The organism is Mesorhizobium sp. USDA 4132, from assembly GCF_056279545.1.
In genome coordinates this window covers 574,934-587,703 of record NZ_JBWCCP010000002.1, presented here as the reverse complement: position 1 = coordinate 587,703, position 12,770 = coordinate 574,934, and the positions used below count along the sequence as shown (strand labels likewise).

The window sequence follows — 12,770 nt, the reverse complement described above, 5'->3', positions numbered from 1 at the left end:
TCTCATAAGGCTGGGTTCCAGCAACGCACCGATTTTCCGCCCGGCAACAGCGTCGGTTCGGGTGCGACCAGACATTCGGGTGTCGCCCTTTCGCATCGTTCGCGAAAGGCGCAGCCCTGTGGCAGGTTGAGCAGCGACGGGGTCATGCCCTTGATCTGGTGAAGTCGGTGGCCACGCGTGGCATGCGATGGGACGGAATCGATCAGCCCTTGCGTGTAGGGGTGCAAAGGCCTCTTGATTACGTCGGCAGTCGTACCCGTCTCGACGATGCGGCCGGCATACATGACCGAGATACGGTCGGCGAGACCGGCAACGACAGCGAGGTCGTGGGTGATCCAGATAAGCGCGGTGCCAGTCTTGCGGCAAAGCTGCTTCACCTCATAGATGATCTGGCCCTGGATCGACACGTCGAGCGCGGTCGTCGGCTCATCCGCGATGATGAGCTTCGGCTTGTTGATGAGCGCGATGGCAATGGCGATACGCTGCCGCATGCCGCCGGAAAGCTCGTATGGATAGGCTTTCAGGCGTTCATCGGGAGATGGAATGCCGACCTGCACGAGCACATCCCTGGCCCGCCGCCGGGCTTCGGCCGTGCTGACCTGCGCATGCGCCTGGACCGTTTCGATCAGCTGCGTGTCGATGCGCAGGACCGGATTGAGCGTCATCGACGGATCCTGGAAGATCATCGCGATGTCGTTGCCGCGCAGTTGCCGGCGTGCCTCCTCGCCCATCAAGACCAGATCGGAACCGTCATAGTCGATGCTCCCGTCTACGATACGGCCGGGCGGATCGATCAGACCCAGAATGGAGAAACCGGTGATCGACTTGCCGGAACCGGACTCGCCGACAAGCCCGAGGATTTCACCGCGACCGAGTTCGATATCGACCCCGTCGACCGCTTTCACGACGCCTGCCCTCGTGGCGAAATGAGTTTTCAGCCCCTTGATCGAGAGCAGCGGCTTCTGTTTGGCCGTCAGCGCTGCTTGCATGCCGTTAACGTCCATCACAGGGCATTCCTCGGATTGAGAATGTCGCGAAGGTGATCGCCCACGAGATTGATACCGACGATCCCGAGAGCGAGCGCGATACCCGGAAAGAACGAAATCCAATACTGACCGGACAGCATGAATTCGAAACCGTTGGCGATCAGCATGCCGAGCGACGGCTGCGTGACCGGAACACCGACGCCGAGGAAGGAAAGGGTCGCCTCCAGCGCAATGGCGTTCGCAAGATCGATCGTTGCGATGACGATCAGTGGCGGAAGACAGTTCGGCAACAGGTGCCGGGCGATGATGCGCCGCCAACCGAGGGAAAGACAGCGGGCCGCGAGAATGTATTCGCGATTGCGCTCCACAAGGGCGGTGCCGCGCACGGTCCGGGCAAAATAAGCCCATTGCACGATGATGAGCGCGATGATCACCTTGTCCAGCCCCTGGCCGAGGACCGAAAGCATCACCAGCGCCACGAGGATCGCCGGAAAGGAAAGCTGGATATCGACGATGCGCATCAACAGGGCGTCCAGCCAGCCGCCGAAATAGGCAGCGCAAAGGCCGACCGTCGAGCCGATCAGAAGTGAAACCGTGACGGACAGGAAGGCAACCAGCAGGCTCGTCCGCATGCCGTAGAGAACGGCGGAGAGCACGTCACGGGCCTGGCTGTCCGTACCCAGCCAGTAGGTGATGCCGCTGACCTCGGCGACGCTGCCGGGCGACATCTGCGAATCCAGAATATCAAGCGCACCGATATCGTAAGGGTTTTGAGGCGCGATCCACGGCGCCGCAAAGGCTGGAATGGCAAGCAGGATCATCAGGATCAGTCCGGCCACAGCTAGTTTGTTTTCCCTGAACTGGACCACAAAGCGGTGGAAAGGCGAATCCTCGACGGTTGTCGTGGGTAAAACGGTGGTTGGCGTGCTCATCAGTCGCGCACCTTTTCGCGGGCACTCGGATCGATCGCCATGTAGAGAATGTCGACGACGAGGTTCAGGATCACCAGGAAAAACACCATCATGATGAGGTAGGCGACGACCACGGGGCGATCGAGGGTGATGATGGAATCGATCAGCAGCTTGCCCATTCCGGGCCAGGAGAAGACGCTCTCGGTGACGACCGCAAACGCGATCGCCTGGCCGAATTCCAAACCTGCGACAGTGATGATCGGGATGAGGATGTTCTTCAGCAGGTGGACGTTGAGAATGCGAGAGGGGCGCAGACCTTTGGCGCGGGCGAATTTGATGTAATCCATCGGCAGGATTTCGCGGGTGGCCGCTCGAGTGACGCGGATCATCAGCGCGGCCTTGGCCAAGCCGAGCGTGAGCGCCGGCAGCGCCAGATGCTGCCAGCCATCGATCGTCAATATGCTGAGTGCGACCGGACCGACATTGACGGTTTCTCCACGTGCCGAGGCCGGCAGGACACCGAGATAGACCGCAAACAGCATGATCAGCATGAGGCCGATCCAGAAATTCGGCAGGCTGAAGCCGAGAATCGAGCCCGTCATGATCGCCTTGCTGGACGGCGCCTTCGGCCGCAACCCGGCCAGTATTCCCAGGGGAACGCCGACGACGACGGAAAATGTCATGGCAACGATCACGAGTTCGACGGTGGCGGGCATGCGCTCGATGATCAGTTGCAGCGCCGGCTGACCGGTGAGAAAGCTGCGACCGAAATCACCCTGCGCGGCATTTCCAAGAAACGTCAGGTATTGAACCCATATCGATTGATCGAGGCCAAGCGCCTTGCGCAGCGCCTGCCGTTCGATCTCCGTTGCCTCGGGGCTGACCAGCATCGAAGTCGGATCACCGATCAGGTAAAGGCCGACGAAGACCAGGACCGACATGACAAGGATCACGCCGAGCGCCTGAAACAGTCGGTTGATGATAAAAACGGGCACTCGCCTGTCCTTCTTTCGCGTGTTCCGGTCTGCTGCGCATCGCGAAGCAGGCCGGAAACTTGATTACTTCGCGGACGTGACGTCCTGAGGCAGGGTATACTGATCGGCGCGAGCAGCGTAGCTCAGGCCCTTGCGCAGCGCCCAGACCGGCACTTCGAAATGTACCGGAATGATGCCGTAGTCGGACAGAACCATCTCGTCGGCCTTCTGCAGCAGCTCTTTGCGGGCTTTGTCGTCCATCGTGGCGGATGCCTTGTCGAGAAGCGCATCGAGGTCCGGATTGGAATAACGCCCGCCGTTCGACGTGCCCGACCCCTTGGACGGCTCACGGGTTCCGACCAGTGACCGCAGCGTCGTGGACATCTCCCCAGTGGAATTTCCCCAGGCGGCGAGATAGGCGCTGTATTCGAAATTGTCGCGGCTCTTGAAGAACACCGGCGGAGCGGCGGCTGCAACTTCGGCTTTGACGCCGGCACGCGTCCACATGGCGGCAATCGTCTGGGCGACGCGGGCGTCGTTGACGTAGCGGCCGTTCGGAGTGCCAAGCGTGATCTGGAAGCCGTTTGGATAGCCTGCTTCGGCGAGCAGGGCCTTGGCCTTGGCAGTGTCGACTACCGGTGCGGCCTGCCGCGCCTTGACCGCGCCGAACATCGGCTCGGGCAGCAGGTCGCCTGTTGCGACGGCGACGCCGCCCATCACCCGTTCGGCGATCGCCTTGCGATCGATGGAAAGCGAAAGCGCTTCGCGGACCCGCTTGTCCATCAACGGGTTCTTGTTGCCCTGGCCGGGGATGCCGGGGCTTGGTTCGCCCTTCTGGTCGAGAGCGATATAGACGATACGGGTACCGGGAGCTTCCGCGACCGAGAGCCTGGGGTTCGCCTTGAACTGCTCCAGGTCCGTCGTCGGCGGGTCTTCCATCATGTCAATGTCGCCGGACAGGAGGGCCGCAGCGCGGGCCGCCGGATTGGTCATCGGGCGATAGATCACCCTGTCCCATGTTGCCGGCTTGCCCCAATAGTTCGGATTGCGCTCCAGAACCAGATCCGCGCCCTTTTGCCAGGAAACGAACTTGAACGGGCCGGTGCCGACAAGTCCTTCGCCGCGGTTGAACTCGACGGTCGTTTTGCCTTCCGGAGCCGGGCCGGATGCAGCTGCCTTCGAAAGGATCGGCAGGTTGGCAATGTCGGTGACCAGCAGCGGATAGGGCTGTTTGGTAGTAATGCGCACCGTGTGCGCATCCGCTGCTTCCACCTTGGCGATCTGGCGGGTGAACAGCGTGAAAGCCGTCGGGCTGTTCGGAACCTTCGGGATCCGGTCGAACGTGAAAACCACGTCATCGGCGGTCAGCGGCGAGCCGTCGGAGAACTTTGCATCCTTCCGCAACGCGAATTCCCAAACCGTGTCGCTGGTCGGCTTCCAGCTCTCGGCCAGTGCAGGCTGCGGCACCAGTTTCGCGTCCATCATCACAAGCGGATCGAACATGGCGAAGGTCACTTGCACGTTCGGCACGAGAACGTGGAACTGCGGATCGAGCGAAGACGGTTCCGATTTGACACCGATCTTCAGATCCGCCGCAGAAAGAGACAATGCGCCCGCCAACAGGAAAGCTGCCGAAGTGGCCAGCCCGGTTGTCACGAAATTCATGATTTCCACTCCATTTTCTGTCTTCGGTTTTTTATTTCTTCGAAGACGTTCCCTTTTACCGATGGGCCCGGATGGGCCGGTTATTGGATACGAAGGGTGGTTTCGACGCCGGTCATGACTTCACCGACGTCGATTGCCGCTCCCAACGATCTCGTAAGTTTGAAAAGCGGCTCCGCCGCTGCCGCGTGACCACTCCAGGCGCAGCAGGTCTGAAATTTTGCCAGCAGATCGTCCTCGTTCAGCGGGTTCTCCGGCGAACCTTTCGGATGGCTGACCGTCGCCTCCATGACCCCGCCGTCCTTCAGATAGACCCGTGTGGTCGCCTCGAAATTCGCGCCATCGACCATCAGAGCATTGTCGTAAGCGATCAGGCGGATGCGAGGCAGCCACGCGACAATCCGCTCATCCCTGACGCTTTCCGGCGTGAAGTGCTTGAGTTCCAGCGCTCCGTCGACCAGCATTCGCGCCATGCAATAGGTGCCGCTGAACCGCGCTTCCATTTCATCGGCGGGACGGTCGAAGCGAAGGTTCCGTTTTGCCATCTCGGGCAGAGACGTCTCGATCCGGTCGATCGCCTCTGGCGAAAACCCCGGCTCTCTCTGCAGGATTTCCAAGGCATCGACGCTACGATGGGCTGCCCCGCAGCAGGGGAATCGCTTTGCGAACAATCCGCTCGCCTCGATTTCCAGCGCCTCACCGAGACCCTCGATCATGACTTCGGCATCGATGTTGCCCGCCCCGGTCAGCGCCGCGAAACCCCAGTCGCCGGCAAGAGGGTCGTGATTTGCGACGATACCAGCCATGGCGAACCGGGCCGCAAGAACGGCATTCTTCGCGGCAAGCCCTGCATGGATCGGCTTCATCATCGAACCGAACTGCAGCTTCGAACCTGCTGCCATGCTCGTTGCCGCGCTCATTGCGGCAAGCACCTGATCCGGCATAGCCCCAAGCAGCCGGGCGCAAGCACCGGCGGCGCCGATAGCTCCGATCGTCGAGGTCGAATGCCAGCCGCGCTCATAGTGGGCAGGCTGCATCAGCCGGCCAATGCGCCCCTGGAGCTCCAACCCGACGATGAATGCATCGATCAGCGCACTCCCATCGACCCTGCAATCATTCACCAGAGATAAAAGCGCGGGAGCGAGGACCGCCGTCGCATGAGTAAAAGCGGGCGCGAAATTGTCGTCGAAATCGAGCGCATGCGCCGCGGTTCCGTTGATCAGGGCCGCCCAGGGCGCGCTCACCCGGGCAGGCGCTCCGAACGCGAAGCATTGCCCCAAGCCACCTTCGGCCACCGCGTTGATGACGGAAACAGTGGAAACGTCATTCATCCCGGCGATCATACACGCAGAGATATCCGCGAACGCGTCTTCACCGCGGAGGTAGGCAGACGAACCGAAATGGCAAGCGCCGGCGGCCCATTCGGACAATGCCCGAAATGCTGGTTTTCCTTCGTCGCCCATTTGAGAGGCTCTTTGCGCCGTCACCGAGTGCATCGTCGTTCCCACCCGACATTGTTGCCGGTTATTGCGGTCGATGATGGCCAAAGGGACAGGCATCGGCAAGAAACTAACTAGTCGCCCATGATGAATTTTAGTTATAATAGAATAGCCGCGGAGGGGCTTTGAAGCTCGCGTCGCGGGATCGGACAGAGACAAAAAGCTGCCGCCGGGGAGAGCAGAGGCGATGGCAGAAGCTCCCTTGATAACCGAAAGTTATTGGACATGCGATCGGAGAAACAGTGGATCTGAGACAGCTGAGGAATCTGGTTCTGGTGGCGCGTTACGCCAGCTTCGGGGTCGCAGCCGAGAGATTGAATGTGACACAGCCCGCGCTCAGCAAGAGCATTCGCGCGCTGGAAGAGTCCTTGGGTGTTCGCCTCCTGGATCGTGGACCCTGGGGCGTCAAACCAACTGATTATGGTCTGCGGCTGATCGAATATGGAGAGCTCGTGCTCTCCCTGACGGACGAGGCGCGGAACGAATTGGACGCCATGCGCGGTGCCCGTCGAGGCCGGCTGCGCATCGGTGCGGTCACGACCGCAATGCGGGAAATCGTACCGACCGCCATCAAGCGATTTCTTAAAGCCCAGCCGGAAGTCGATGTTTCACTCAACGAGGAACTCAGCTCAGCGCTTTACGCTTCCCTGCTCAACGGGGCCATCGACATCGCCGTGATGGCCCGGCCGAAAGAGATTTCCGAAGAGGTCGAGTTTCTCAATTTGCTTGAAATTCCAGTCGACATCGTCGCTGACCGCGATCATGAGTTGGTGAAGCTTCCCAAAGTGAGCCTTGCCGACCTGATGGAATATCGCTGGGTGATCCCTGCCCGGCCTGAACCGGACCGGTTGGCGCTCGAGGCCCTGTTTGCTACCGCGCAGCTTCCCCGCCCTCTTGCAATCTGCGAAACAACGTCGTCGACCTTCCAGATGTCGATGATCGCCGGCTCGAAATGGCTCAGCTATCTCACCCGAACAAGCGTGTTCGTGCAGGGACGCGACGCGCAGTTCGTGGCCCTGAAACTCGACAGCCGGACGTGGACCCGCAATATCGGCATAGCCTACCGGCGCCGGAGCGTTTTGCGGCCCGTGGTGATGTCATTCGCCAAGGAACTGGAAGCACTTTGCGCAAAATCACCCGGACAAGACCATCTCCCGCCTTGAAAGGAATCGAACCTACGGCCACTATCCACAAGACCTTCAAATAGCTGAATCCACAACACTTTCTTGGAGATTCGACGATTACCGCGAATGGCCGAATATCTCCTCTTATTTGCGCTCAGAGCTGCGAACGCCAGCCGGTCCTGAAATTCAAATCCGTCAGCATTTGGAAGCTGCTGCACCAGCGCACTTCGAGATCGTTGCAGACATCCGGTATCCTGCGATTTGCCCGTTTGGTACTCGGCTTGGACGCCTCGACCGTCACGACGATCCGGTCAGCACGATGTGCCAGGGCATGGGCAATCAGGAATGGATCGCGACCGACCTCGATAATCTCGGCGTCGTTGAGGTCGGGCGCATATTTTTCGATGACTGTCTGCACGAGAGCCGGTTCGACATCCTGATCCAGCTTGAGGGCGTCATAATTATCCCCCTCATTCAACCATTGCCCCAGTTCCGAACCTTCGGTGATCTCCTCGAGGATTTCGACCGGGATTTTCAGCGCGCTGGTCTCGCCCATATGGACGAGCCAATCCCAGAACTCGGGAACGCGCTGAATCGGGTAGTAAAGATTATGCGCCGTAATGAGAACGTTCGCGTCGAGAAGATGCACACCGCCCTCTTAAGCCACGCCGTCGGTCAGCGAGAAGACGTTGTTCGGTTTCACGCCGAGGATCGCCGCCGCCTTGGAAGGCGACAGGGCTCCGTCTGCAAGCATCCGTTTCGAAAGGCTCAGAAGGCGATTGCCAAGCCTGTGGCGACGAACGAGATAGTAGCTCGGCCCACCGTCGTTTTCACGCGCGCGTGCTCTTTGAGCTGCCTTATTATTCAGCCACTGCTGCCGGAAGACAGCCGTCACAGACGACCACATGGCTTGGTCGATGATCCCTTCGCGGTAGAGCTTGTAGGCGACCATCGAATGGCTGATCTGTCGTAGCTCCGCGATTTCGCCGATACGCGCAATCACGACGTCCTGGCGCGCTCCGCGCAACGCGAGCTCGCCGGCGATCTCGGCCGAAGGCAGCAGAATACGCCCCGCCACATCATTGCAGAAGGTTTCGATAGCCGATGTCGGTCGGCCGCCACTCACACCTGTCTGGCCGAGCCAGATATGGGCAAGTTCGTGCAGCAAAGTGAACGACCAAGCCCGCTCGCTGTCCTGGTCGTTGATCACAACGAAGGGTGCGACCTTGTCGGAAAGCGCGAAACCTCTGAACAGCTCGACATTGAGAGCGCTGTGGTGACTTCCCAGATTGCCGATCAACAGCACGAAAATCCCTACGGCCTCTGCGCGTTCGCGCAGATAGGCAAACCCTTTGGACGTGCCTCGACCATTGCCGGATCGGAAAGACTGGAGGCTGAAACCCAGACGCTCGCTGATCACCGTGGCCAGACCTTCCGGTCCGCGGCGAATGTCATAAGATGCCACGAAATCGAGTAGTTCGGCCTCTTCCTCGCTCTCGAGCAATGAGCGCACCATTTCCTGACGAGCCCGAACTTCGCGCAACAGCGTATCTACCAGCGCTGCATCGCGCCGCGCATATTCATCGGGAAGAGTCCGGAAATCCTCTCCGCGCGCCGCGGCTACCGGCGGATCGGCAAGATAGAAGGTGAGTAGCGGGCGCCGGTATTGTGTGGACATCTTGATCAACTGCGGACGGGTCGGCTCAACCTGGCCGTCTTCAAGCATGGCAAGGCGCTCGCTGCCCGCAACACCGCGAGCATCGCCGATACCGAGCTTGTCGGCAGCATCTTCTACACTGAGCCCCGCGGTCTCGCGCGCCCATCGCAGGATCAATGGATTGACGTTTGGCACCTTTCACCTCTGTTCGGACAGGCCGATAATTCGTTTGACTTGATCATGCAATCGTTACGAAAGATATAGGCATGGAGTGGGGCACATCTATGGAATACAGCGCTGAACAGCAATCTCGCGAATTCCTCTCATGCCCAGACCCCTTCCGACCTTCAAAAAATGCGGGGGAAAAACGCTACGATTTGGCTCGTGTCATTCCAGTGGCAACTTCTGAAGAGGCGATCTTCAACGCCGCTACTAACTTCACAGGCTTTGGGCATTCCAAGTTTTCTGAAGCAATTCGCGGCCGAATTCACAAAACAGCTCACGCGAGGCGCCGACCAGGGGAAAGCGGTGGGCGACCAGGAGCCTCTCCTCGAAATCCGATTCGCCTTCCCACCATTGAACCCGCCAAGACTGAACGATCCCGTAAAAAACCTTCATCTCCGGGCTGATGTTGCCAAAGAGACCTTGTAGCTGTGAACTGCGGTCCAGATGTTTATCACGATGTGGTCGACGGGGAAGCTGTTTTAACACTCATGCCGGCCGATGAGTGTTTCGCGAAGTTATATGAATGGTTGAGGCTATGGAACAGCTCTTCCTGAAGGCCGTCATCGACACTGGCCTCCCAGCACGATCGCTGAGTTTCTGAACAACATCAGATACGCGATTCGGCTCTACGTCACCCCGGTTGCCAAAGCACGCTACCAAGCGACCGGCAACATCGATGGCATAGAGATCTACACTTTTGAGCGGCCCGCCGACATCGTCAACAAGTTCGCCTGGGCGCAATATTTCGACCTGCTGCAGGGATCTCTCCGAAGACCGAACTTCCCTCCGTGCAGCGCGCCTCCTTCGATGAAGATGCGGTTCTAGCAGGCGTTAAATCGGCCTAGACGTGAGCCTCTGGATTTTCTAAGCTATTGATAATTATTCACTTGATAAAATTGAACGTCGGTCTCAGCATAAGCCGCTCGTCGCACAATGAGCCGAGATGCTAATTAGTCCCGTGGCAGCCCACGAGGGTTTTGCAAACACTGCGGGCAGTAATGTCAGATACCGTAAATCACCACTTCATTCCCCAGTTCTACCTCCGGAGCTTCAGCGACGCGGCCGATAAGTGGAAGGCACAGGTCTTCGTGTTCGATCAGTCGACAAAGAGGTCTTTCCGGACACTGTTCCGAAACATCGGTGCCCGTCGGAATTTCCTCCGCATCGAGGCCGAGGGCTTCGATCCGAACCATGTCGAAGACGGCATGGCAGAGATCGAAGGCGAGATCGCCCCGCGACTGGCTGAAGTGATCGAGACGAAAAGCTTCCCGACGGGCGACCACTTCACATCCGTCATGCTGCTGATGGGGAACGTGGCTGTCCGCAACCCGCGCTTCCGGTCGATGCTGGAAGACCTCCACATCAAAATAGCTTCAGGCATGATGCGGATGTCGTTGCGGGACAAGGACCGATACCATGACTCGATCCGGCAGGCTCGAGAAGGTGGCCCCCCAATCTGTGACGATATCAACACTTCAGCCTCTGATAAGCTTCGGAAGATATGATTTTTTGGATCGTCGGGGATTGTGACGCTCGGAACACTTCCGTTGGCGTAGAGTGCCATATGAGGGAATATCAATATCCATCTGCCGAAGTGGCTCAATGTCTTGCGTCACGAAGCCGAGGCTCGGCTTCCCGGCGTTATCCCTAAGCGGACCCGTCTCGACTAAGCGGACGTCAAATACAGTGCAGGAACGCAGGTAACCAATCAAATCAACAAACGCGCTTATTCGCCGCCGCACCGCGGCCGACAAGCAATTGGGGCAAAAATACAACGGCGCGCTGCTCATCAACAGGATTTCAAGTTTGAGGCCGCAGGCCCTCGAGAAGGATGTGCGAATCAGCCTATGTGGATTATCAGTTCACGCCGAGAGAGCGATCGATGATGTCGTGTAGAGGGTGGATCGCGTTTTGGGCAGCTGTCGTCTGCACCGGATCGCCCGCGTTCGCCCAATCGACGGATCCGAGCCATGTCATGCCGAAATCCTTCGCGCCGGCTCAGCCACATCCGAGCGGCGGGCTGACGCTCGGGGCGACCGAGCCGGGCAATGTGCCGGCCGGCGCTGAAACATTTACCGTCTTAATCGCCTCGTCTTCGGTCGAAGGCGGCCTGCCGCAGCTGAAATCGGAGACCGACACCGTGCTCGCCCGGATCAAGGGCAAGACGGTCAGCGTCAAGACGCTCTATGCGGCGGCAACGGAGATCGAGGCGGCCTATGCTCGCGCAGGCCTCGTTCTGGCCCGTGTGATCGTCCCGCCGCAGACATTGGTCAATGGTGGTGGGCTCAAGCTTATCGTGCTCGACGGCTTCATCGAGTCCATCGACGTTTCAGCCGTACCGGAGCGCGTGCGCGATGTCGTGCGCGACCGCGTCGCGTCGCTCATCGGGGCGCGCGGCCTGACGATCGGCGAGATCGAGCGGCGGCTGTTGCTGGCAGGTGAAGTGCCGGGCGTGCGGCTGGCGAGCGCCGTCATGCGCGGCGAGAGGGTCGGCGGGGCGAAGCTGTTGGTTCAGGCGGACTGGCGTCCGGTCTCGGCCTCGATCGGCGTCGACAACAAGATCGGCAATCTCTACCGCGGCGTCGAGTTTCCCGTAACGGTTTCGCTCAACAGCGTTTTCGGCTTCGGCGAGACGATTTATGGCTCGCTGATCCCTGGGCCGGACCCCGATACCGTGTTTTCAGGCGCGCCATCCCGCCAGATCGCCGCGGCCGGCGTCATCCTGCCAATCGGTGTCGACGGCTGGACGATCAATCCGGAATACGCCCGCTCGGTCACCAATCCTGTGCTGGGGCCGGCCGCCGTGCGGACCACCGGCGTACTCGATCACTGGGCGTTGCGCTCGCACTATCCGCTCATCAAGACGCGCAAGACGACACTCACGGTGACCGGCTCGTTCGAGATCACCGACGAGAAACAGACGGCCCCTGATTTCGGAGTGATGACGAGCCTCGATCGCCTGCGCGTCTTCACCGCCGGCCTTGAGGGATCGCGCAGTCTCGACTGGAGTGCGACTGTCTCCGGCAGCATCCTAGTCACGCAGGGCACCGACTGGTTCGGCGCGCGGACAGCAGCCGATGCCGCCGCATCGGGCATTCCGCTGTCACGGCAAGGTTCGCGCCCCGATTATACCAAGATCGAGGCGAGCCTCAGGTATGAGCAGCTGCTGCCGGGTGATTTCACCGGTGCGGCGATCCTGCACGCGCAACAGGCGATCTCCGGCCCGATGCCCGGCGCGGGCCAGTTTTCGCTGCAAGGTGACGACGCGCTGTCGGCATTCGACGCGGGAACTCTCTCGGTCGACAGCGGCATCAGTTTGCGAGGCGAGCTTGGTCACGTGTTCAGCCTGGCCGATATGGGTTCGACCGTGACTGCTGCGCCCTATCTCTTCGGCGCTACCGGGCTCGGAAAGATTGATGCCCCGACTGCGGTCGAGGCATCCCGTCTGACGGCGACGTCATTCGGCGTCGGCCTTCGCTTCAATTTCGACCCCGCCGAGACCGGAATTATGTCGCTCGCCACGATCGAAGTGGGCCGGGCGCACGCCTCCCTGCCCGGCAATGATGGCACCCGGATAACGGCAAGTTGGATCCTCAAATACTGATCGGGGCGACGATCCGAAGACGCATGCCCACGCATGCGTTAGAAGAGCAATCGGCCCGTTCGCGAACCTACCGGCAGATCTCGCCGAATTCGCCTGACTGCAGGCGCGCCTCCTTACAAGAACACTCG

General features: G+C 59.9%; 11 protein-coding genes. 3 read left to right on the top strand and 8 right to left on the bottom strand.

The features are described 5' to 3' along the window. Positions 1 to 2: 2 nt before the first annotated feature. The 5 genes from ACZ9IU_RS25420 to ACZ9IU_RS25400 all read right to left on the bottom strand — a co-directional run bounded on the left by ACZ9IU_RS25420 (position 3) and on the right by ACZ9IU_RS25400 (position 5,996). On the bottom strand, positions 3 to 1,004 hold the full coding sequence (locus ACZ9IU_RS25420) for an ABC transporter ATP-binding protein (RefSeq protein ID WP_477482359.1): 1,002 nt from the start codon (positions 1,002 to 1,004) through the stop codon (positions 3 to 5). Further along, positions 1,004 to 1,918: an ABC transporter permease gene (locus ACZ9IU_RS25415; RefSeq protein WP_040125271.1), complete on the bottom strand. Its 915-nt coding sequence runs from the start codon at positions 1,916 to 1,918 to the stop codon at positions 1,004 to 1,006. Before ACZ9IU_RS25415 ends, ACZ9IU_RS25420 begins: the two co-directional genes overlap by 1 nt. Continuing rightward, entirely contained in the window at positions 1,918 to 2,892 is a 975-nt protein-coding gene (locus ACZ9IU_RS25410; protein WP_040125273.1) for an ABC transporter permease, read from the bottom strand. Before ACZ9IU_RS25410 ends, ACZ9IU_RS25415 begins: the two co-directional genes overlap by 1 nt. Positions 2,893 to 2,955: 63 nt before the next feature. Further along, positions 2,956 to 4,536 (bottom strand): ABC transporter substrate-binding protein, encoded by a 1,581-nt coding sequence (locus tag ACZ9IU_RS25405; protein WP_040125865.1) that lies wholly within the window; start codon positions 4,534 to 4,536, stop codon positions 2,956 to 2,958. An 80-nt stretch (positions 4,537 to 4,616) separates the two neighbouring features. Further along, a complete protein-coding gene (locus ACZ9IU_RS25400; RefSeq protein WP_157885328.1) occupies positions 4,617 to 5,996 on the bottom strand; it encodes an MmgE/PrpD family protein in 1,380 nt (459 codons plus the stop codon). 278 nt (positions 5,997 to 6,274) lie between these two features. On the opposite strand from ACZ9IU_RS25400, the gene ACZ9IU_RS25395 reads away from it, so the two are divergent. Further along, entirely contained in the window at positions 6,275 to 7,195 is a 921-nt protein-coding gene (locus ACZ9IU_RS25395; protein ID WP_040125276.1) for a LysR family transcriptional regulator, read from the top strand. Between the two features lie 115 nt (positions 7,196 to 7,310). On the opposite strand, the gene ACZ9IU_RS25390 is transcribed toward ACZ9IU_RS25395, so the two are convergent. The 3 genes from ACZ9IU_RS25390 to ACZ9IU_RS25380 form a co-directional block, all read right to left on the bottom strand. Further along, positions 7,311 to 7,805, bottom strand: a complete 495-nt coding sequence (locus ACZ9IU_RS25390; protein WP_040125278.1) for a DUF4411 family protein — start codon at positions 7,803 to 7,805, stop codon at positions 7,311 to 7,313. A 9-nt stretch (positions 7,806 to 7,814) separates the two neighbouring features. Then, on the bottom strand, positions 7,815 to 9,008 hold the full coding sequence (locus ACZ9IU_RS25385; RefSeq protein WP_040125280.1) for an XRE family transcriptional regulator: 1,194 nt from the start codon (positions 9,006 to 9,008) through the stop codon (positions 7,815 to 7,817). A 243-nt stretch (positions 9,009 to 9,251) separates the two neighbouring features. Beyond that, positions 9,252 to 9,524 (bottom strand): hypothetical protein, encoded by a 273-nt coding sequence (locus ACZ9IU_RS25380; RefSeq protein WP_157885329.1) that lies wholly within the window; start codon positions 9,522 to 9,524, stop codon positions 9,252 to 9,254. Positions 9,525 to 10,015: 491 nt separating this feature from the next. Between ACZ9IU_RS25380 and ACZ9IU_RS25375 the strand changes: the two genes are divergently transcribed. Together ACZ9IU_RS25375 and ACZ9IU_RS25370 are read left to right on the top strand one after the other, a co-directional pair. Further along, on the top strand, positions 10,016 to 10,543 hold the full coding sequence (locus ACZ9IU_RS25375; RefSeq protein WP_157885330.1) for a DUF4238 domain-containing protein: 528 nt from the start codon (positions 10,016 to 10,018) through the stop codon (positions 10,541 to 10,543). A gap of 470 nt (positions 10,544 to 11,013) precedes the next feature. Next, on the top strand, positions 11,014 to 12,642 hold the full coding sequence (locus ACZ9IU_RS25370; RefSeq protein ID WP_040125283.1) for a ShlB/FhaC/HecB family hemolysin secretion/activation protein: 1,629 nt from the start codon (positions 11,014 to 11,016) through the stop codon (positions 12,640 to 12,642). Positions 12,643 to 12,770 lie beyond the last annotated feature (128 nt).